This is a genomic window from Parafrankia irregularis (assembly GCF_001536285.1).
GTDB lineage: Bacteria > Actinomycetota > Actinomycetes > Frankiales > Frankiaceae > Parafrankia > Parafrankia irregularis.
The window spans coordinates 366,220-385,872 of the sequence record NZ_FAOZ01000004.1 but is presented as its reverse complement, the minus strand read 5'-3'; the positions used below and the strand labels follow the sequence as shown (position 1 = coordinate 385,872).

At 70.2% G+C, this 19,653-nt stretch carries 19 protein-coding genes; 3 read left to right on the top strand and 16 right to left on the bottom strand.

The window, feature by feature from the left end:
• Positions 1 to 24: 24 nt before the first annotated feature.
• From AWX74_RS08700 to nifH, 12 genes are all read right to left on the bottom strand, one after another.
• On the bottom strand, positions 25 to 645 hold the full coding sequence (locus AWX74_RS08700) for an iron-sulfur cluster assembly accessory protein (RefSeq protein ID WP_091273478.1): 621 nt from the start codon (positions 643 to 645) through the stop codon (positions 25 to 27).
• Positions 642 to 2,621 carry a nitrogenase cofactor biosynthesis protein NifB gene (gene nifB / locus AWX74_RS08695; RefSeq protein WP_091273476.1) on the bottom strand — a complete coding sequence of 660 codons (1,980 nt, stop codon included), beginning with the start codon at positions 2,619 to 2,621 and terminating at the stop codon, positions 642 to 644. The genes AWX74_RS08700 and nifB overlap by 4 nt, the downstream gene beginning before the upstream one ends.
• The gene (locus tag AWX74_RS08690; protein WP_091273474.1) at positions 2,618 to 2,986 is read right to left on the bottom strand and encodes a nitrogen fixation protein NifZ; all 369 of its coding nucleotides are present in this window, start codon (positions 2,984 to 2,986) and stop codon (positions 2,618 to 2,620) included. The genes nifB and AWX74_RS08690 overlap by 4 nt, the downstream gene beginning before the upstream one ends.
• Entirely contained in the window at positions 2,986 to 3,372 is a 387-nt protein-coding gene (nifW, locus tag AWX74_RS08685) for a nitrogenase-stabilizing/protective protein NifW (RefSeq protein ID WP_091273472.1), read from the bottom strand. The genes AWX74_RS08690 and nifW overlap by 1 nt, the downstream gene beginning before the upstream one ends.
• Positions 3,369 to 3,596 (bottom strand): CCE_0567 family metalloprotein, encoded by a 228-nt coding sequence (locus AWX74_RS08680; protein ID WP_006540882.1) that lies wholly within the window; start codon positions 3,594 to 3,596, stop codon positions 3,369 to 3,371. The genes nifW and AWX74_RS08680 overlap by 4 nt, the downstream gene beginning before the upstream one ends.
• Positions 3,586 to 4,053 carry a NifX-associated nitrogen fixation protein gene (locus tag AWX74_RS08675; protein ID WP_091273470.1) on the bottom strand — a complete coding sequence of 156 codons (468 nt, stop codon included), beginning with the start codon at positions 4,051 to 4,053 and terminating at the stop codon, positions 3,586 to 3,588. The genes AWX74_RS08680 and AWX74_RS08675 overlap by 11 nt, the downstream gene beginning before the upstream one ends.
• On the bottom strand, positions 4,050 to 4,511 hold the full coding sequence (gene nifX, locus AWX74_RS08670; protein WP_006540884.1) for a nitrogen fixation protein NifX: 462 nt from the start codon (positions 4,509 to 4,511) through the stop codon (positions 4,050 to 4,052). The genes AWX74_RS08675 and nifX overlap by 4 nt, the downstream gene beginning before the upstream one ends.
• Entirely contained in the window at positions 4,505 to 6,049 is a 1,545-nt protein-coding gene (gene nifN, locus AWX74_RS08665) for a nitrogenase iron-molybdenum cofactor biosynthesis protein NifN (protein WP_091273469.1), read from the bottom strand. The genes nifX and nifN overlap by 7 nt, the downstream gene beginning before the upstream one ends.
• A complete protein-coding gene (gene nifE / locus AWX74_RS08660; RefSeq protein WP_091273468.1) occupies positions 6,049 to 7,434 on the bottom strand; it encodes a nitrogenase iron-molybdenum cofactor biosynthesis protein NifE in 1,386 nt (461 codons plus the stop codon). Before nifE ends, nifN begins: the two co-directional genes overlap by 1 nt.
• A gap of 329 nt (positions 7,435 to 7,763) precedes the next feature.
• A complete protein-coding gene (gene nifK / locus AWX74_RS08655) occupies positions 7,764 to 9,323 on the bottom strand; it encodes a nitrogenase molybdenum-iron protein subunit beta (RefSeq protein ID WP_091273466.1) in 1,560 nt (519 codons plus the stop codon).
• A gap of 166 nt (positions 9,324 to 9,489) precedes the next feature.
• Positions 9,490 to 10,950: a nitrogenase molybdenum-iron protein alpha chain gene (gene nifD / locus AWX74_RS08650; protein ID WP_091273464.1), complete on the bottom strand. Its 1,461-nt coding sequence runs from the start codon at positions 10,948 to 10,950 to the stop codon at positions 9,490 to 9,492.
• A gap of 52 nt (positions 10,951 to 11,002) precedes the next feature.
• Positions 11,003 to 11,875, bottom strand: a complete 873-nt coding sequence (nifH, locus tag AWX74_RS08645; RefSeq protein ID WP_091273463.1) for a nitrogenase iron protein — start codon at positions 11,873 to 11,875, stop codon at positions 11,003 to 11,005.
• 916 nt (positions 11,876 to 12,791) lie between these two features.
• Between nifH and AWX74_RS08640 the strand changes: the two genes are divergently transcribed.
• Complete coding sequence (locus tag AWX74_RS08640) at positions 12,792 to 13,229, top strand: hypothetical protein (protein WP_054570877.1); 438 nt, start codon at positions 12,792 to 12,794, stop codon at positions 13,227 to 13,229.
• Here AWX74_RS08640 and AWX74_RS08635 read toward each other — a convergent pair.
• The 4 genes from AWX74_RS08635 to AWX74_RS08620 form a co-directional block, all read right to left on the bottom strand.
• Positions 13,189 to 14,733: an adenylosuccinate synthetase gene (locus tag AWX74_RS08635; protein ID WP_242666138.1), complete on the bottom strand. Its 1,545-nt coding sequence runs from the start codon at positions 14,731 to 14,733 to the stop codon at positions 13,189 to 13,191. The genes AWX74_RS08640 and AWX74_RS08635 overlap by 41 nt on opposite strands.
• A 17-nt stretch (positions 14,734 to 14,750) precedes the next feature.
• On the bottom strand, positions 14,751 to 15,770 hold the full coding sequence (locus tag AWX74_RS08630) for a hypothetical protein (RefSeq protein ID WP_091273461.1): 1,020 nt from the start codon (positions 15,768 to 15,770) through the stop codon (positions 14,751 to 14,753).
• A gap of 120 nt (positions 15,771 to 15,890) precedes the next feature.
• Complete coding sequence (locus AWX74_RS08625) at positions 15,891 to 17,282, bottom strand: hypothetical protein (protein ID WP_091273459.1); 1,392 nt, start codon at positions 17,280 to 17,282, stop codon at positions 15,891 to 15,893.
• Positions 17,279 to 18,286, bottom strand: a complete 1,008-nt coding sequence (locus tag AWX74_RS08620; protein WP_091273457.1) for an NUDIX hydrolase — start codon at positions 18,284 to 18,286, stop codon at positions 17,279 to 17,281. The genes AWX74_RS08625 and AWX74_RS08620 overlap by 4 nt, the downstream gene beginning before the upstream one ends.
• A 194-nt stretch (positions 18,287 to 18,480) precedes the next feature.
• Here AWX74_RS08620 and AWX74_RS08615 point away from each other — a divergent pair, with 194 nt between their 5' ends.
• Both AWX74_RS08615 and AWX74_RS08610 read left to right on the top strand, forming a co-directional pair.
• Positions 18,481 to 18,828, top strand: coding sequence for a metallopeptidase family protein (locus AWX74_RS08615; protein WP_054570873.1), 348 nt, complete (start codon positions 18,481 to 18,483; stop codon positions 18,826 to 18,828).
• Between the two features lie 233 nt (positions 18,829 to 19,061).
• On the top strand, positions 19,062 to 19,646 hold the full coding sequence (locus AWX74_RS08610) for a GNAT family N-acetyltransferase (protein ID WP_091273455.1): 585 nt from the start codon (positions 19,062 to 19,064) through the stop codon (positions 19,644 to 19,646).
• Positions 19,647 to 19,653 lie beyond the last annotated feature (7 nt).

Genomic DNA, 19,653 nt, shown 5'->3' with positions numbered 1-19,653 from the left:
TCTGGTGATCTGCCGTCAGGCGGGTCAGGGAACGAGCGCGACGCGCCCGATCTCCGGCAGGCTCTCCTTGATCCGCTTCTCGATGACCGCGGTGACGGTCGCCGAGGCGCTGGAGCAGCCGTTGCAGGCTCCGACGAGGCGGATGTGCACCTCGGCCGTGCCGGGCTGCCCGTTGCCGGCGAGCACGGTGACCACCTGCACGTCGCCGCCGTCGCCCTGCAGGAACGGCCGGATCTCGGCCATGACGTCCTCGACCTGCGCGCGCAGCTTCGCGTCGGCCTCGGCCCGCTCGGGCTCCTCGGGGGTGCCGAAGCTGTTGCCGCAGCCGCAGGAGCTGGTGGCGTTCGGGTTGGTGAAGGTGAAGCCGGAAGAGGTCAGTGACTCCACGTAGTCGACGAGCAGGCCCCGCAGGTGGCCGATCATCGACGTGTGGACGAACACGTCGAAGCCGTCCTCGTGAATGACGATGTCGTCGTTCTCCGCGCCCGGAGCCAGGGCCAGCGTGTAGGTGAAGCCGGAGCAGCCGCCCGGGTTCACCCCGACCCGCAGCCCGAAGCCCGCGGTCTCGGCGCTGCCGCCGATCAGGGTGCGCACCTGCTTCCTGGCGCGCTCGGTCAGTTCGATGGTGCTCGGGGCGAGGGTCATGACCGGGCTACCTCCAGGTCGGCGCCGTCGGAGGCGGCGCTTTCGAGACGGGGACCTTCGGCGCGGGCACCGACCGAGCGGGGGCGGTCGGCGCCGGCGTCAACACTGCGTGAGCCAGCTGTGCGGGAGCTGTCGGTTCGGGCGCTGCCGGTTCGTGCGCTTTCGGCTCGGGCGCTCTCGGTAGGAGAGCCCGTGTCCGGGCGGATCTGACCGGTTCCGTCGCCAGCGGGCTCGGTCAGCCGCCCGGACACGGCCTGGCCCGGGCCGGCCTCGGCGTGACGTGGTCCGCCCGAGCAGCCACCGCCCTTTCCGCCCTTTCCGGCCCCGCCGGAGCAGGAGCCGGGGCGGACGGTGACCGCGAACTCGAACGGGTCCTCGTCCATCAGGTCCGGGTCGAGCAGGTCGACGTCGACCAGCTCGCCCCCCAGCACGTCGAGGTCCAGCTCGGCGACGACGTCGGTCGGGGAAGTACCGGCGTCGTCGGAGCCGGCCGCCTGCTCGGCGGCGGCCCGGGCCGTGATCCGGGCGCCGGTCGTGGCGACAGCCTTCTCGATCAGTTCGTAGACCTCGACCGGTTCGATGCCGGCGTCCTCGAGGGCGTCATACGGACCGGGACCGATCTTGCTGCACAGCACGGCGGCGCAGTCCGAAAGCATCGCGATGGTCTTGTCGAGCACCGAGGCCCCGTCCCCGCACTCGGTCGCGCCTTCGCAGTAGCGCTGCACGTCGCGGGTCTGGACGAGGCGGGCCCAGTTGAGCCCGGCCTCGTAGATCCAGAACTCGGTGGCGTGCCCGAAGTGCTGGTTCACCACACCGCTGCCCTTGGTCGCCACCGCGACCAGGACGGTGTCCTCCGGCTTGCTTCCGGTGCCGGTGATGCTCAGCGTCTCGCGCTCGGCGCGGTTCTCCTCACGCCACCGCTCGATCTGGGCGTGCGCGGCCTGGCGGCCCTCGAGGTCGTAGGCGATCTCGCGGCCCTGGTAGGTCTCCGGGCTGAACTCGTCGCCGCGGTCCTCGCCGAGCAGGCCGACGGCGTCGGCCCGGCACTGCCGGCAGTGCCGCATCATGTTCATGTCGGCGCCGCCCTCGCAGCGGTCCTGCAGCGCCTTGAGTTCCTGCGCCGTGGGGCCGCGCTGGCCGGAGAGTCCGAAGACGGTGCCGTGCTCGGGCGCGGAGACCAGCGGCATCACGTTGTGCAGGAAGGCGCCGAGCTCGTGCACCTTCTGCGAGACCTCGACGAGGTGCTCGTCGTTGACCCCGGGGATCATCACCGAGTTGACCTTGGCGAGGATCTTGCGCTCGGCGAGCATCGCGAGCCCCTCGAGCTGGCGCTCGGAGAGGATCTTCGACGCCTCCCGGCCGGTGTACTTCCTGCCCTTGTAGGCGACCCAGGGGTAGATCCGCTCGCCGACCTCGGGATCGATCATGTTGATCGTGATCGTCACGTGGTCGACGTTCAGGGCGGCGATGCGGTCGACGTGGTCGGGCAGGGTGAGCCCGTTCGTCGACAGGCACAGCTTGATGTCCGGGCAGTCCCGGGCGACCAGCTCCAGGGTGCGGAAGGTGCGCTTCGGGTTGGCCAGCGGGTCACCCGGGCCGGCGATGCCCAGCACGCTCATCTGCTTGATCTCGCTGGCGACCAGCTTGACCTTGGCGAGGGCGTCCTCGGGGGTGAGCAGGTCGCTGGTGACGCCCGGCCGGCTCTCGTTCGCGCAGTCGTACTTGCGGTTGCAGTAGTTGCACTGGATGTTGCAGCCGGGCGCCACCGCCACGTGCATCCGGGCGTAGTACTGGTGCGCCTCGGAGCTGTAGCACGGGTGGTTCGCGATCTTCTCCGCGATCTCCGGGTCGGTCGCCGGAGCGCTGCTGCCACAGCTCTTCTTCGACGCACAGCCACCCGCAGCGGCCGGCGCGGTGGACGTGGGCGCCGCCGGCGCGGTGGACAGCACCGGAAGCGCGACGGGCTCGTTGGTCACGACAGCCCCTCCTCCTCATCGGTGGTCCCGCTGGTCACGGCGACGCTGCTGTCAGCCGCGGAACTCGTGGCGTGGACGGTGTCCCCGTCCTGGGTGTGGTCGGCGTAGCCGGGCGTGGTGGGCCGGAACTCGCGGCCCGCGGCCTCCAGCTCCCGCTCGAGGGCCCCGACGACGCGCCCGTTCTCGAAGGCGACCGCGTAGACGATGTGTTCCTGCAGGTAGAGACCCACGTTGATGACCTCGCCGCGGGTGCCCTCCTCGACCAGGATCTGGCCGGTGGGGATGTCCGGGTCCGGGAAGGTCCCGTCCTGGCGCAGCGCCTTGGTGGTGGCGACGACATCGCCGACGTCGAAGGCCGACCTCATCAGCTCTGCTCCTTCCCCTGCGGGCCCGCGGTCGCGGGACGCTCGATGGTGATCTCGGAAACCGGGACGAAGGCCTCCGGCTCCGGCGCGCGGTCCTTGAGGACCTTGAACAGCCGGTGGTCCAGCGCCGTCGCCGTGGTGAAGGCCTCGTACGAGCGGATCAGGGCCTCGCGGTAGTGGCGCAGCAGCTCCTCGGGCGACTGCGAGCCGGCCTCCGCGTCATGCAGGCCGGCGATCTCCCCCGCGAAGTAGCGCAGGATGTGCAGCCGGTTGACGGCCACCACCCGCGGGTCGAAATCGACGTCGAGCAGCTCGAAGTACTGCTCGGCGGTGGAGCAGCGCCGGAACTCGGCGAGCTGCTCGTCGACCTGGCCGGCGGCGCTCACTTCGCCGCCTCCTTCGCCGCACGCAGCTCGTTCTCCAGCACCGCGACCTCGGCGTAGGCGTCGTAGGTGCGGCGGGCGACGTCGAGGATGCCCTCCCAGCCGAGCGGCAGCTCCTCGGAGAGGTCGTGCAGGTCGAGCTTGAGCTGGGACGCCTTGCTGTTCATCTTGCGCAGCCGGGTCTGGATGGCGGCGACGTCGGTGCCGGCGCTGGTGTCAGGAGTCATCGCGGGCAGCCTCCCGGTACTGGTCGACGTACTTGGCGGCGGCGGTCACGAAGGCCTCGCCGCGGGCGGCGAGGTCCTCCAGGGAGTTGAAGCCGAAGCGCTGGGCGTCCCGCAGGACGTCGGAGAGCACCACGAGCCGTCCCGCGAAGATGACGACCCGGCCGAACCCCTCGTGGTTCAGGTCGAGCACGGTGGTCGTCTCGACCCTGGTCGCCTTCTCCACCGCGGCGGCGACCGCCTGGTAGAAGGAGCGCACCCGGGCCTCGATGACCGCGTCGATGTCGCAGGCCACCGAGATCTGGCGCCGCTGCTCCTTCGTGAGGACGAACGGGGCGAGCATCGCCTCGTCCGAGAACTTGTCGAGCTTGCCGTAGGTGTCGCCGGCGCGGAGCTGGTCTGCGAGGTCCTTCAGGAACCCCTCGACCTTCCCGTTCGCCGCGGATGTCGATGCGGTCATGCCGTACCTCCCATGGTTGTCGGGGTCGACGTGGCCGAATCCGAGGCGGACGAACCGGTCGTGGCCGGCGTCCAGGCGGGAGCTTCCTGGGGGCTGTGCGCCCGCAGGATCTTGCGCAGCCACGGCGGCGGGCTGCCGGCGAGCACGTCGACGAACTTGGTGAGCAGGCCGTCGATCGCGGTGCCCTTGGCGACCTTCATCGGGTAGATCTGGGCCTTGATGACCTTCGCGGCCGCGGTCCCTCCGATGTCGGAGACGTTGAGGATCGCGCAGTCGGTGACGGCGGCGAGCCGAGAGGCGATCTTGTCCTCCTCGTCCTCCTCCGCCGGCCCGAGCTCGCGTGTCTCGAACAGTCGGTAGCCCTGTGGTCCGACCTCGTAGACGTCGAACCGGCGGCACCAGCCGAAGTGCTGGTCGACGGCGCTTCCGTCGCCGGTCGCGAAGGCGATCTTCAACATGAGGGCTCCTCGCACAGAACGTCGAGATCGTCGAACGGGTCGATCGGGTGCGGGCTGAGGTCGACGTCGCTGCGCTCGGCGCGGTGGCCCGGGTGGTCCCGGTGCGGTTCCGCGCGGTGGTCGGCGTGCTGGTGCTCGATGTGCTGGTGCTCTGCCTGCTGGTGCTCCGCGTGCGGGTGCTCCGCGTGCTGGTGGTGGTGGTCGAGCAGCCGGTTCGCCGCGTCCACCAGGAGCCGCAGGCTGCCGCTGTACCCGGCGGTGGTGCGCAGGGCCGCGCCGAGCCGGTCGTAGATCGGGAAGCCGACCGGCAGGTGCGGGATGCCGATGCGGTCGGCGACCGCCCGGGTGTGGCTGGAGCCGATGACCAGCTCCGCACCGCCCTCGACCGCCCGCTCCTCCAGGTCGGCCAGGTCGCCGATGACGATCTCGTCCCACGGGGCGGTCGCCAGCACGGGGGCGTCCGTCGGGGAGACTGCCGCCACGATCTCGACACCGACGTCGCACAGCAGCGAGCCGACGGCGACCAGCGCCTCGGGCTCCATCGCGAGCGCGACCCGGGCGCCGCCCAGGTAGAAGTGGGTGTCGAGCAGACCGTCGGCGAGCCGGGCCCGGGCCCGGCGCACCTCGTAGGACGGACCACGGCCGGACCGGGCCATCAGGTCGCTGACCAGCCCGTCCACCGCCCGCAGGCCACTGAGGTGGTCATAGTGCAGGAGATCGGCGTCGGTGCGGCCGGCGAGGTCGGCACCGGCGGCGGCCGCGGTCGCCCCGACGGTGATCACCAGGTCCGCGCGGTCGAGGCGGCGCAGCCGGGTCAGGTCCGTCCCGCCGGTCGTCGTCGGCTGCCAGGCCGGGGCGAGGTGCCCGTCCAGCGAGCCCGACAGGTCCGGGACGAGGACCGGGCTCAGCCCGAACGAGCGGATCAGCGCGCTCAGCTCGTCGAGGTCCGCGGCGGTCAGGGACGGGCCGACGAGCACCGCGACCGTGTTCCCACGCTCGAGGCCGTCAGGGTCGGATCCGTCAGGGTCGTGGCCATCGGGGTCGGGCCCGTCGAAGGGCACCGTCGTGACGAGCGCCCGCAACGCGGCCGACCAGCCGTCCGACAGGCCGCCGACGAAGTCAGGCGTCGACACCCGCACGATCAGCGGGGCGCCCTCGGGAGTGGTGTGCTCCATCATCGCGATGTACTGGCGCATCTGGCCGGCGACGTCCTCGCCGCTGACCTCGGTGACCCCGGTGGTCAGCAGCCCGATGATCTCTGGGCGCTGCTTGGCGCGGATCGCGTCCAGGTGCACCACGAGCTCCTCACCGCTGCCCATGACCGCGGTGACCTCGGTGATCCCGGTGGTCTGCAGCGGAACGGGCTCGTTGAAGTGCCGGGTGAGCAGCGCCTTGGCGAACGACGCGCAGCCCTTCGAGCCGTGCATCACCGGCATGGAGCTGGCGAGGCCGAGGAAGACCAGGGCGCCGCCGAGGGGCTGGCTGAACTTCAGCGGGTCCAGGCCGGCCCGCCGGCTGCTCGTGACGACCCGCGCCATCACGCCACCCCCGCCGACGTGCTGGCGACGTCCCAGGGTGCGGGGGCACGGACCTGCTCCCACACCGGGTTGGTGAGGGCCAGGTCGAGGCGGCGGGCGAGCTCGACCGCGCCGCGGTAGCCCGCGTAGGGGATGTGCCGCTCCTGGTTGATGTCCAGGAAGGGCAGCCGCCCCTTGAGCGCGGTGTACATGTTGCGCCCGCCGGCGACCAGGATGTCCGCGCGGGTCTCGTCCGCGATGCGCAGCAGCTCGCGCGGGCTGCCCTCGGAGACGATCTTCGCATCCGGGCCGAGCAGCTCGGAGATCTTCTCGACGTCCCCGTCGGAGCTCTTGGTGATGCCGTTGGCGACGACCTCGATCCCGAGGTCCTGCAGCGCTGCGACGATCGACCAGCTCTTGACCCCGCCGGTGTAGAGGACGGCGCGCTTGCCGGCGAGCCGCTCCCGGTAGGGCCCCAGGGCCAGGTCGACGGCGGTCTGCTCGAGCTCGATCAGCTCCTCGGCCCGTTCGGCGAGCGCGCCGCCGCCGAGCAGGCGGGCGAACTGGCGCAGCGTGTCGTTCATCGCCCGGACGCCGTAGAAGCTGCCCTCGAACCAGGGGATGTCGTAGCGCTCCTCCAGCCCGCGGGCCAGCCCCAGCAGGGCCCGGGAGCAGACGACCATCGTCGCGCGGGCCCGGTGCGCGGCGGCGACGTCGGCGTAGCGCGCGTCCCCGCTGATGCAGGCCCGCACCCGCAGGCCCAGCTTGGACAGCGTGGGCAGGACGTCCCACAGCTCGCCGGCGATGTTGTACTCGCCGACCAGGTTGACGTCGTACTCGCTCACGTCGGCCGGTTCGACCGTGCCGATGACGTGCTCGAGCAGCGCGTCACCGGCGATCTTGTTGCCTAGGTTCTTGTTGCCGACGAATCCCGGCGCGTGCACCGGGATGACCGGCACACCGGTGTGCGTGGCGGCGGCGGCGCACACGGCGTCGAGATCGTCGCCGATCATGGCGGTGACGCAGGTCGAGTAGACGAACACCGCTGGCGGGCGGTGGCGCTCGACGGCTTCGAGAATGGTGTCGAACAGGCGCTGTTCGCCGCCGAAGATCACATCCTGCTCGCCGACGTCGCTGGTGAAGCCGCGTCGGTAGAGGTCAGGTCCTGACGACAGGCTTCCCCGCCCGTCCCAGGAGTTGCCGGCGCAGGCGATGGGGCCGTGCACGACATGGGCGCTGTCAACGATCGGAACCAGGGTGATCATCGCACCGTCGAAGGTGCATCCCCCGCTCGTGCCCCCAGGAGCGGGCTTGGGGCAGCCGGCCTTGCGCTCCTTCGCGGACTTCTCGCGGTTGTGGTCACAGGCCGGTTCGGTGAAGAGAGTTGCGCGGTCAGTGGCGGCCATGGCGATCTCTCCGCTTGGGAGGGCGTTGCCCTCGGTGAGCTGGGTGAGCGGGGCCGTTCGATGGACCAGCGGTTCTTCTGAACCGGAGTGGTTGTCGGCGGAGTTGGTATGGCGCGGGTGGGGGTCGGGGGGTGTGGCCGGCCGGCCGGGGGGGCCGGCCCCGGCAGGGGCGGGGCGCCGGCTCTCGTGACGTGGGGGCGCGGTCCCGGCGCCACGGGCGGGGCCCCGGCCGAGCGGGGGGGTGGGGCCGCCAGCCGGCCGACCACTGGGAAGGCCGTGCGTACCGTTCGGGGGATGCCGATGCTCAGGAGGCATCCCCCGAACGGGACCTAGCGCACGGCGTCGAAGCTATGCGGCAGGCTGGAGCGGTCGAGCTCGTCCAGCATGGTGTTGACCAGCTGGGTGAGCAGGTTCAGCCCGCCGGTGTACCCGATCGTCGCCTGGCGGTGCAGGTGGTGACGGTCGAAGATCGGGAATCCGACCCGGACGAGGGGGACGTTCGCCTCGCGGGAGATGTACTTCAGGTAGGTGCTGCCGATGAGCAGGTCGACCGGCTCGGTGAAGACCAGCGACCGCAGGTGCCACAGGTCCTTCTCCGGCCAGACGGTGGCCGCGTCGCCGAACTTGCTCGCGGAGAGCACCTTCTCCATGCGCGCCTTGAAGCTGCTGTCCGCGTTGGTGCTGACCAGGTGCACCGGCACCATGCCGCACTCCAGCACGAACCGGGTCAGCGCGATGACCAGGTCCGGGTCGCCGGCGATCGCGACCCGCTTGCCGTGCAGGTAGGCGTGCGAGTCGGCGAGGGCGTCGACGAGACGGCCGCGCTCGAGGGTGAGCTCGGCCGGCACCGGCTGGCCGGAGAGCCGCGCGATCTCCTTCACGAACTGGTCGGTGCCCCGGATGCCGATCGGGGTCTCCAGGACGACCGTCTCCTGCTTCCACTTGTCCCGGACGAGCTCCGCCGTCCGGCGCATGGTGGATTCCTGCAGGACGACGCTGGCCTTGCTGTGCTTGGCCGTCGCCGCGTCCGCCAGCTTGGTGCCACCGGGGTAGAGGTCGTACTCCCCGTTCGCCGGCGAGTCGAGCGCGTCGGAGTGGTCACCCAGGATCAGCGGGGAGACACCCAGCAGCTCGAGCATCCGGCGGTACTCGCGCAGGTTGCCGAGGTAGGTCTCGAAGCCGGGGAAGACGTTGAGCTGCGGCTTCCCGCCGGTCTCCGGCGCCTTCTTGGCCTCGGGCAGCTCGGTGACCATGTCAAGGATGCCCTTGACCATCACGTCGTAGCCGTTGAGGTGCGAGCCCACGAAGCTCGGGGTGTGGGCGTAGGAGACCGGGTAGTCCTGGGTGATGGCTTCCTGGTCCCGCGCGGTGCGGATGTAGGCGAAGAGGTCCTCGCCGATGACCTCGGCCATGCAGGTGGTGCTGACCGCGATGTGCTTCGGCTTGTACAGCGCCGTCGCGTTCGCGAACGACTCGACCAGGTTGTTGATCCCGCCGAAGACCGCCGCGTCCTCGGTCATGGAGGTGGAGGCCGCCGGGACGGGCTCCTTGAAGTGCCGCGCGAAGTGGCTGCGGAAGTACGCGACGCAGCCCTGCGACCCGTGCACGATGGGCAGCGTGCCCTCGAAGCCGATGGCCGCGAGCACGGCACCGAGCGGCTGGCAGGCCTTGGCCGGGTTGACGGTCAGGGCCTCGCGGGCGAAGTTCTTCTCGCGGTACTCCCAGGTGCGGGTCCACTCCAGGACCCGGTTGACCTCGGCGTCGTCCGCACCGTTCTCGAACTCGCGCTTGGTCTCGAACTGCTTGGTGTAGACCTCGTCCTTGAACAGCTCGGTGTGGTCGAGGACCTTCAGCGGGATGTGACTGTTCGTCTCGGGAGTCGTCGTCACCGGACCTCCTCCTTTCTGCCGTGACTTGAGCCTTTTCCATCGCCAGCTCGGGCTCACGGTTCCTGGCCGTGCCCCGTGAGATGGAGAAGGCCCACTGATGGCCGCCGGCAGCCACCGGTGATCACCGGTGGTCGCCGGTGGTTGCCGGCGGAGCCGGACTACTCGCTCAGAAGACTTCTCCGGACTTCGACCACGGGGTCTCCATCAGGTCCCAGGTCGGGCTGTTGATGGCCATGTCCATGTCCCGGGCGAAGACCGCGAAGCCGTCGACACCGTGGTACGGGCCGGAGTAGTCCCAGGAGTGCATCTGGCGGAAGGGGATGCCCATCTTGTGGAAGACGTACTTCTCCTTGACGCCCGCACCCATGAGGTCCGGCTTCAGGTGCTTGGCGAACTCTTCGATCTCGAACGCGGTCGGGTCGTCGTAGAGGACGACACCTTCCTTGAGCATCCCGTAGGTACGGGTGTAGTCGTCCTTGTGCGCGAACTCGTAACCCGTGCCGATGACCTCCATGCCGAGGTCCTCGTAGGCGCCGATGGTGTGGCGGGGGCGCAGGCCACCGACGGCGAGCATGACCCGCTTGCCCTCGAGCCGCGGCCGGAAGGCCTTGATGATCTCTTCGAACTGCTTCTCGTACCGGGCGATCGCGGCCTCGGTCTTGGCCTGGATCGTCTCGTCGAACTTCTCCGCGATGGCACGCATCGACTTGACGATCTTCGACGGGCCGAAGAAGTTGAACTCCATCCACGGAGTGCCGTAGCGCTCCTCCATGGTGGTGCAGATGTAGTTCATCGACCGGTAGCAGTGGATCAGGTTCAGCTTCGACAGGTGCGTCGAGGCCATCTCGTTGATCGTGCCGTCACCGGACCACTGGGCGATGATCCGCAGGCCCATGTCCTCCAGGATCCGGCGGGAGGCCCAGACGTCACCACCGATGTTGTAGTCGCCGATGAGCGCGACGTCGTACGGGGTGGAGACGTGGTTCGCGCCACCGGTGCCGAGCACGTGGTCACGGACGGCGTCGTTGGCGATGTGGTGGCCCAGCGACTGGGAGACACCGCGGAAGCCCTCGCAACGAACCGGGATGACCGGCTTGCCGAGCTTCTTCGTGGCCGCGCGGGCCGTGGCCTCGATGTCGTCACCGATCAGACCGATCGGGCACTCGGACTGCACCGAGATGCCCTTGGCCAGCGGGAACAGCTCGTTGATCTCGTCACAGACCTGCGCCAGCTTGGGGTCACCGCCGAAGACGATGTCCTTCTCCTGGAAGTCCGTGGTGACCTGCATCGCGGCGAAGTTGGTGACACCCCACGGGCCGCGGGCGTAGTTACGACGGGTGGCCCAGGAGTACTGGCCACAGCCGACGGGGCCGTGGCTGATGGTGACCAGGTCCTTCACCGGCCCCCACACCACGCCCTTGGAACCGGCGTAGGCGCAGCCACGGATCGTCATGACTCCGGGGCGGGACTTGATGTTGGACTTGACCTCGCACTCCTTCGACCCCTCGGGGTCGTTGGCCTTGATGTGCTTGGCGCGGAACTTGGCCGCCTTCGCGGGGTAGTGCGACAGGACTTCGGCGATCATCGCCTCGGTCTCGGCCCGCGGCGGGGTCGGCGTCGTCGTCATGATCGGAACCTCATCCTCGACGGTGACTGAAGCCGGTGGTGGGCGGAGGAGGTCAGGCGGAGGCGGCGGCGGCCTTGGTCTGGCCGACGATGCTGGTGTCTTCCTGCTCCATGATCCCGAACTCGATCAGCAGCTCCTCGAGCTCGTCCATGCTGATCGGGGTGGGGATGTTCTTCATGTCGTTCTCGTCGATCTTGCGGGCCAGCTGGCGGTACTGGTCGGCCTGCGGGTTCTGGGGGTCGTACTCGATGACCGTCATCCGGCGCAGCTCGGCGTGCTGCACGACGTTGTCACGCGGGATGAAGTGGATCATCTGGGTGTTGAGACGGCGGGCGAGCTCCATGATCAGCTCGTCCTCGCGGTCGGTCTTACGGCTGTTGCAGATGAGGCCACCGAGGCGCACGCCACCGGAGTGGGCGTACTTGAGGATGCCTCGGGAGATGTTGTTCGCGGCGTACATCGCCATCATCTCGCCGGAGGTCACGATGTAGATCTCCTGGGCCTTGCCCTGGCGGATCGGCATCGCGAAGCCACCGCACACAACGTCACCGAGGACGTCGTAGGTGACGAAGTCGAGGTTCTCGTAGGCGCCGGCCTCCTCCAGGTAGGTGATGGAGGTGATGACGCCACGGCCGGCGCAGCCGACACCCGGCTCCGGGCCACCGGACTCGACGCACTTGATGCCCCACTGGCCCTCGACGAGAACCTCGTCGAGCTCCAGGTCCTCGACCGAACCCTTCTCGGCGGCGAGCTCGATGACCGAGGTCTGGGCCTTCGAGTGCAGGATGAGGCGGGTGGAGTCGGCCTTGGGGTCACAACCGACGATCATGACCCGGCGACCCATCTCGGCCATGGCAGCCATGGTGTTCTGCTGGGTGGTGGACTTGCCGATACCACCCTTGCCGTAGAACGCGATCTGGCGCATTGCTTCTCCTCCTGGAGCCTGGGTACGCATGCACGGTTTCGCACAGTGCGTCCCGCGGGCCGGAATTCGGTCGCGGTCGTGGCCCCGCAACCGAATGGGCGCTGGTAGCTCGTCCACCCGGCGTGCCGCGATGTCTAGGAACCGTAGGAGGCATTCATTTCGGAAGCATGTACGTCGGTAACTGCCCCGTTAACAAGAAATCGACCGGGACAACAGCGAACTGGCTGTTCAGGAAAGCCAGGAGGAAAGCTCGAAAGAAAATTTCGAGGAAAAAGTTTTCCTGCCGACTGTTACCGACCCCGCGACCTGCACGTGCGCTGGCACGCGCCTTAGCAGAAGCCGCGGCACGGGTCCCGGCGGGGCCCCCCGCTCGGTGCCTGGCCCGGTTTCGACCCGATCAGCGCCTCGTTAATCGGAAGTATCCTCGCTGGTGACCGCACCGGATATACCTGCCCAGGTATGACGTGAAACACAGGATTACCGACCGAAGACTTTCGCCTACCGCCGCATCTGCGCCAACCCGAACAGCTCACATCCGTGCCTGCGGAACTATACCCGAGATTTCTGCCGTGTTCGCGGCTGCCTATCGTCCCCGCTGCGGATACCCTGGGCCACGACCCCCTTCGCGGCACCCTCCACCGGACCAGCCCGGCCGAGGGGCGTGGCGGGATTTACGTCTCGGAAACCGCACCCACCGGGCCGTTCTGGACCAGGTCCGGTGGGCCGGGTAGCGTTGCCTCGCGCACACGCGGAAAAAAGCGCGCGTACGCACCCGCAAACAGCTCGACAGGCAATCTCGGCAGACGCGGCCGACTCGACAGACAGGACGACTCGACAGGTTGAACGGCTCGACAGGTTGAACGGCTCGACAGCTCGTGCCCATCCGCAGCGGTACCGAAAGCCAGGACGGTAGGAAGTGACGGAAGCTCAGGCCGTCGACGCCTGGTCCGGCTCGCCCATCTCATGGGAAGACCTGCGCACCGCGGTCGTCGGCAACAACGGTGTCTATCGCATCGACATGGCAGTCCTGCGTGAGATCGGCGGCTATGGCCGGCTCGGCACCAATGTACGACAGATACTCAGCCGGAAACTCGCCGGAGTCGGCCTCGGCCATCTCCCCGCCGAGCTGCCGTCCTATCAGGACAAGCAGGTGCTGTTGTACCAGTACGGCACCCCGGCGGCGGAGATCGTCGAAGCGCTCAGCGAAGGCGCCACCGACGGCGCGGAGGCCGCGCTGCTGCGGCTGAACTCCTCACAGGACCTCGCCAAGGTGCGGGACGCCTCGATCAAGGCGGTCGAGCTCCTGTCCATCCTCAGCGAGCGGTGCAAGGACTGCATGGGGCCCCTGCACTGAGCCTGTCCGGTGACCTGCCTGTCGGGTGACCTGCCTGTCCGGTGACCTGCTTGTCCGCGGCGCGCGGGCCGCGTGAGAGCAGCGTCACCGGCGCGTCCAACAGCTCGGTCACCAGATCGGGCCAGGCATCGACGTCGGGGCGCGCGCCGAGCACCGGCTCGGCGCGCGCAAGCCTGCGGGTCAGCGCCCCCTGCCGGTCCAGATCGCCGGGAGGCCCCGGCAGCAGCCGGCTGACCGTCGCCCCGTCGATCCGGTAGGCATCGCAGACCCGCAGCCCCAGCCCCGGCGGCAGCCGCTCGACCACGTCCAGGTGCGTGAGCGCGAGCGCGTCCACCCCGCCGGCGGCCTCGACCGCGTACCGGTGCGCGACCGCGTCGAAGTGACCCACCCGGAACGCCCCCTGCCACCGGCCGGTCCCGTTGTGGACGTCCGGCAACGCGACGGTCAGCTCCGCGTCCTCGGTCACCAGCGGCCCCGGCCCATGGCGGGTCGTGTAGGCACGCACGACTCCGAGGCGCCGAGCCGTCCCGCCCCGGCCCACCTCGGCCAGCAGCTCCTCGGCGTTGCGCGCGGTCGTCGTCGACCAGGTCGTGAACGGGTGGAAGCCATGCCACTCGTCGAGCAGGACGCCCTGCGCCCCCTCGAACACGACCGGCCCACGGTCGCACAGCACCCGCAGCCAGGAGCTGTCGACGATCCGCGTCAGCTGGCCGAAGGCGGTGAGCACCGCAACGCAGTCCTCCACCTCCGGTATCTCCTCCACCGCCGGCACCGCCGTGAGCCCAGCGGGCCCTGTCTGCCCGCCGGAGCCGGCCCCGCCCAGCCCGACGGGTGCGGCGAGCTCGGTTGATGCGGCGAGCTCGGTTGGTGCGGCGAGTGCGGCGAGTTCGGCGCGCAGCCAGTCGTGCAGCTCACGCAGCCGGGCGCGCAGGCGCGACGGGCTGCGGCAGTCCGCGACCCGCGGCGCCACGGCCGGCCGGGCCAGCGCGTAGGACACCGTCTCCCCGATGCCCATCCCGCACGAGCCGTGCCGCCCGGCGCCCCGGGCCAGCTCACGGACCCGGTTCGCGATCGCGTGGTACGGGGTGGTGAGCAGGGCCTCGCCGTCCACCGTCAGCCTGGCGAAGGGATCGGGCACGCCGACCGACTCCAGGTGGGTGGCCTCCGCCACCAGGGCGAACGGGTCGACGAGCATCGTGCGGGCCAGGTGGGTGGCGCAGCCCGGGGTGAACGAACCGGCGCCGAACTGGGCGAACGTGTGATGCCGGCCGTCGTCGGTGACGACGTTGTGGGCGGCCTGCGCCCCGCCGTTGAACCGCACCACCGTCGGTGCCCGCCCACCCGCACCGGCCGCACCACCGGCACCACCGGCCGCGCCGGCCCGGGAGGCGCACAGCCAGTCGACCACGGTCCCCTTCCCGGCATCGCCGAAGCCCAGATCGATGACGATGACGTGATCGCGATCACCATCGCGATCACGATCGCGATTCACGAGACGGTTCACGGCTCGTTCCCCGGCCTCTACAGGCGCGCGATGCCGCGGCTGCCGGCACCGGCGATCCGCCGGTCGAGCGCGCCCGAGCCGCGGACGACCACGGACCGCGAACCGCGGACGGCCACCTCACGCGAGTACCGCTCCAGCGCGCGGCCGACACTCGGCACCGCCGCGGCCGAACCGACGTCCCGCAGGTCGTCGAGCCCCTCGTCCAGGTCGATCGCCGCCTCCCCCAGGCCGATCGTCACGGCGATCGTCTCGCAGACCGCGTCGAGGTCGTCGAGCTCCAGCACCCGCTCACCGAGCAGCGACCGCCAGGTTCCGAGCACCTCGCTGTCACCCGCGTGGGACGTCCCGGCGGGAATGATGAAGTAGACGTGGTAGCGGCGCTCCACCTCGGCGAGGATCCGCTCGACCGACAGGCGCTCCGTCAGCCGGTCGCCGATGACCGCGGCGACCTGGCTCTGAACCACCCGGCTGTAGGGCAGCTCGTCGCCGACGATGAACAGGTACCCACGCCGGCCGCGCCGGTCGAAACAGTCCGTCGCGGTGTGCCTGGCCATGAAGTACAGCGCCAGCTCGTACGACTCGTGCAGCTGCCCGCCGCCCCCGCCTTCCAGCAGCATGGCGCCGAGCTGGTCGTCCATCCGGTTGTCCGACTCGAACTGGCCGACCTGCAGCGGGACCCGGTCACAGCTCGCGTCACCGATGCCGCCGAAGAGGATCTGCGGGTGCTGGACGTAGCCCTTGCGCAGCAGCAGCCCGAACAGCTCGGGCAGCCGGGTCTGCAGGGTGCGCGGCACCTGGCCCATCGACCCGGTCACATCGAACAGGACGGAGATCGCCAGGCTCTCGGGGTGCTCGTCGTTGTCCCGGCTCTCCCGCAGCCCGACCCGCCAGGGGTCCAGGTCGGGGTGCGCCTTCCAGGACTGGCGGGGCCTGTTCGCCCGCAGCGAGTCGCTGTACTGGAACGCGCTCGCCCCGCTGCGGGCCCGATAGCCCGCCGCCGCCTCGTACACGTTGGTTGACCAGGATCCGCTGCCCATTTCTCTCCGCCTCCGGATTTCGAACGAGTGGTACTTCTGCTTGTCTGGTGGTCGTGGCCGGCCTACGCGGTCGGCCTGCGCGGTCGTGGTCGTGGTCGTGGTCGTGGTCGGTCCGGGACGTCATCCGTCCGCGGCGGGCAGGTGGAACGGCCGGAAACGCCGCGGGCCGTACAGCCGCTCCAGCACGTCGTCCAGCTCGGTGAGCAGCCGCCAGGCGTCATGCGGACGGCGCGCCGCGGCCGGCAGGGTGCAGCCGCGGGCGAAGGCGCGCAGCTGCGCGGGCAGGCCCGGGCCGATCAGGTATGTCATGCAGCGGGTGGCGAGGTAGATGTCGGTGGCCTCGTCCGGACGGCGGCGCGCGGCAACCTCCGGCGGGTACATCGACGCGAAACGCGGCACGACGGCCGGCACCCGCGCCGCGACATCCGCCGCACCGGCGGCCGGGCCGTTGTCCGGGCCGGCCGCCGGACCAGCCCCCGAACCGGCCGCCGAGCCAGCCGCCGAACCTGCGGCCCGGCCGACTGCCGGATCGGTGTCGGGGTCCCGGGTGACGCTGTAGCACCAGTCGACGAGCACCAGCCCGTGCTTCTCGGGATGGATGAGCACGTGGTCGGGCACGACCGCGCCGTGCAGCACCCCGGCGCGGTGGGCGTAGCCGAGAGCCACCAGCAGCCGACGCCACATCCAGGCCGCGTCCCGCGGGTCGACCCCCTGGGGGTAGGCCGCGTGGACCCGGGTGAGCGGTTGGAACCCGTCGAGTCGCTCCAGGACGTTGACCCGGCGCCGTGGCGCGGAACACCGCCCGCCGCCAGTCGCCGGAGTGTGCAGGAACGACTCGACCAGGCGCGGCGCGTAGGCGGCGAACCGCCGGTCCCCGGCTCGGGTGAGCCGGGTGAGAGCGGCGGCCTCACGTTCCATGAGGTCGTTGTCCGCAGCGGACCGCGGAACCTTGAGGAACCCCGTGCGCGTCGTCCCACTCGCCGTCTCCCGGCATTCGGCCGGGTACAACAGAGCCACATCACCCTCGATGACCCCACCATCCGGCCGCTCGCCGGCGGCCCCGGCGGCCTTGGCCACCGCGGCCCGCCGCGGGACGACCCGAATCGTGTGGAGGTGACGTCTCGTCCGGATGACCGTCTCCTCGATATCCCCCGGCTCGACGTCCCCCGGCTCGACGTCCGCGAAATCGACGTCCGCGGAATCGGTGGTCGGGCCGGCGGATGCGGCGGAGGCGGCACCGTCAGCCGCCCCGCGGTCGGTCACCTGCGACGGCTGCAGGCTCTGGTAGCGAAGCCACAGGTCACCAAGCCGGACGAACGCGGCGGTCGCGACCCCGGACCTCGCCGCCGGCGCCCGGTCCGGGTGCACGAGGCGAGCGAGCCTGCGGTATCCGGCGATGCCCGGTGTAGGCCCGAACACCCTGACGAGATCAGGCCAACCGGGTTCCGGAGGGACGTCGAGCAGCAGACCCAACGCCCCGTCGAGCCCGGACGGACCCGGCTCGGGCGTCACCGCGCACCATCCCGGGCGCCATCCAGGACACCGTCCTCGACGCCGCCCCCTGTAACGGCGTCGAGGACGGGCTCTCCCGGCTCCGCGCCGGACGGCCGCAGCAGCGCCGGATACAGGAGCGTCGCGGGACCGGCCCGGTAAAGCCGAGCCCGGCGGCCACCTCGGTTGCCCCCGCGTTCCGTCGTGGTCCCGGTGTCCTCGAGGAATCCGGGCACCGACAGGAGCTTGCGATGGAAGTTGGCCGCGTGCGGAGCTCGCCCCCACACGATCGTGTAGACCTCACGCAGCTCGGAGATCGTGAACTGCTCCCCCACGAACGCTGTCGCCAACGGCGTGTACTCGATCTTCGAGCGGGCTCGCTCGATCCCGTCGGCCAGGATGCGCCCGTGGTCGAACGCCAGGTCATCCAGGTGGACTGCGTCGAACCCCAGATCGGCACGCCCCGAGGTGTCGAAAGAAAGGCCGCCCGACACTGTCGACAACGGCGCCCAGACCGCGGCGGCCGCGTCACCACCGGCGGTCGGGTCCGGCAGGTCCGGCGCGAAGGCCAGGTAGGCCACGGAGATGACCCGCATACGCGGATCACGCCCAGGAGTGCCATACGTGCCGAGCTGCTCGAGGTGCACCCGCCGCGGGGACTGCGCTGACAGCGGCGACAGCGGGTCGGCGGCGGCCAGCGGGTCGGGAGCGGCCAGCGGGTCGGCGGCGGCCAGCCCGGTCTCCTCGGCCAGCTCACGGGCGGCCGCTTCGGGCAGGTCCTCCTCGCCCGCAGGCCCTTCCACGCCCGGGCGCGGCCGGACGAACCCTCCCGGCAGGGCCCACCGGCCGGCGAAGGGCGCTTCCCCACGGCGCACGAGCAGCACATGAAGCCGACCATCGCGCAGAGTCAGGGCGACTACATCCACCGTGACCGCCACGGGGTCAAAGGCCCGCGGATCGTAGGTCCGGGGGTCGTAGTCGCCACCCCGAGCCGAACGTGCCGGCATGTGGTCGCCCGCAGGCATGGTTCACCACCCTTGCTCCTGACCGGCCAGCCAGGAGGCTCGCCAGTTATTCTCGTATCGAGATTTTCTGAACTTGAGAATAACCAGCGGGATCAGTCAGGGCAACCCCGGCAGTCGCACCCGGCCCTGTCCAGCGGGCGACACCGAGCCGGCAGGGGCGACCAGAATCAGCGGCGGGGCAGCAGGATGGCCCCATGGTCACCATCAGCCCCGAACGGTTCGAGGCCCTGGTCGTCGCCGCGCTCGACAGCCTGCCCCCCGAGCTGGGACGGCAGATGCGCAACGTGGCCGTCCTCGTCGAGGACGAGTCCCCGGAGGGCCCAGGCCTGCTCGGCCGATATGAGGGCGTGCCGTTGACCGAGCGCGGCGACTGGTACAGCGGCGTTCTCCCGGATCGGATCACCATCTATCGGATGCCGATCTGCGCCATGAGCGACTCGGAGGACGAGGTCGTACGCGAGGTCCGGATCACGGTCGTCCACGAGATCGCGCACCATTTCGGCATCGACGACGCCCGCCTGCACGAGCTCGGCTGGGGCTGAGCCCGCACCGGGTCGAACAGCCTCGCATCTGGCCTCGCGCCCGGCCCGGCAGTGTGCGCCGCGCGGTCGGCCACGAGATGGCGAATCTCACCGGAGCGCCAAGGTCCGGCACCCCCGTCAGCACCGAGGCCGGCTTCCCGGTGTGGCCGGGTACACGAGATTCCCCATCCAACAGGCGCCCATGACGCAACACTGAGCCCACGTATCCGGGCGTTGGCAGGCAGGATCGGCATGTGCGGACACGTCGGGCAACGGAGGACGACTGGCCGGCGATCTGGCCGGTCTGGCACTCCGTTGTCGCCGAGGGTGAAACGTGCCCCTGGGATCCCGGCACCGACGAGGCCAGCGCACGCAGGCTGTGGATGTTGCCCGAGCCCGCGCAGGTTCTGGTGATGGAGGTCGACGACGGCCCCGCCTCGACGCGAGTGGTCGCCACCGCACTGCTCGTTCCCGCCCAGCCGGATCTCGGCAGCCACGTGGTGCTGGCTCAGCTACTGATCGATCCGACCCTGGTGAACCTCGGCGGCGGGGCGTTCGGCCCCGGCGGCTACGGCCCGGCAGCCGCGCGGGCAGCTGCCGCGCGGGCGGTCGGACGCGCCGCCGGCGAAGGGATGATCGACTATGCGGTCGACCTCGGCTACCGGGCGATGCAGGTGAACGCCGTCGTCGCGGCCAACACCCAGCTGGTCGCCCTGTGGCGCTCGCTGTCCTTCCGCATGGTCGGCACCCTGCCAGCGGCCTTCGACCATCCCTGGCAGGGCGAGGTCGACCTGTACGTGATGCACCGTTTCCTGCCGCTGCCGCGGCAGACACCGTGACCTACGG

Excerpts from the sequence above, each read along its gene's own strand:
- AWX74_RS08700 (WP_091273478.1), bottom strand. The coding sequence starts at position 645 with ATGACCCTCGCCCCGAGCACCATCGAACTGACCGAGCGCGCCAGGAAG.
- AWX74_RS08690 (WP_091273474.1), bottom strand. The coding sequence starts at position 2,986 with ATGAGGTCGGCCTTCGACGTCGGCGATGTCGTCGCCACCACCAAGGCG.
- AWX74_RS08680 (WP_006540882.1), bottom strand. The coding sequence starts at position 3,596 with ATGACTCCTGACACCAGCGCCGGCACCGACGTCGCCGCCATCCAGACC.
- AWX74_RS08675 (WP_091273470.1), bottom strand. The coding sequence starts at position 4,053 with ATGACCGCATCGACATCCGCGGCGAACGGGAAGGTCGAGGGGTTCCTG.
- nifX (WP_006540884.1), bottom strand. The coding sequence starts at position 4,511 with ATGTTGAAGATCGCCTTCGCGACCGGCGACGGAAGCGCCGTCGACCAG.
- nifN (WP_091273469.1), bottom strand. The coding sequence starts at position 6,049 with ATGGCGCGGGTCGTCACGAGCAGCCGGCGGGCCGGCCTGGACCCGCTG.
- nifE (WP_091273468.1), bottom strand. The coding sequence starts at position 7,434 with ATGGCCGCCACTGACCGCGCAACTCTCTTCACCGAACCGGCCTGTGAC.
- nifD (WP_091273464.1), bottom strand. The coding sequence starts at position 10,950 with ATGACGACGACGCCGACCCCGCCGCGGGCCGAGACCGAGGCGATGATC.
- nifH (WP_091273463.1), bottom strand. The coding sequence starts at position 11,875 with ATGCGCCAGATCGCGTTCTACGGCAAGGGTGGTATCGGCAAGTCCACC.
- AWX74_RS08630 (WP_091273461.1), bottom strand. The coding sequence starts at position 15,770 with ATGGGCAGCGGATCCTGGTCAACCAACGTGTACGAGGCGGCGGCGGGC.
- AWX74_RS08620 (WP_091273457.1), bottom strand. The coding sequence starts at position 18,286 with ATGCCTGCGGGCGACCACATGCCGGCACGTTCGGCTCGGGGTGGCGAC.
- AWX74_RS08615 (WP_054570873.1), top strand. The coding sequence starts at position 18,481 with ATGGTCACCATCAGCCCCGAACGGTTCGAGGCCCTGGTCGTCGCCGCG.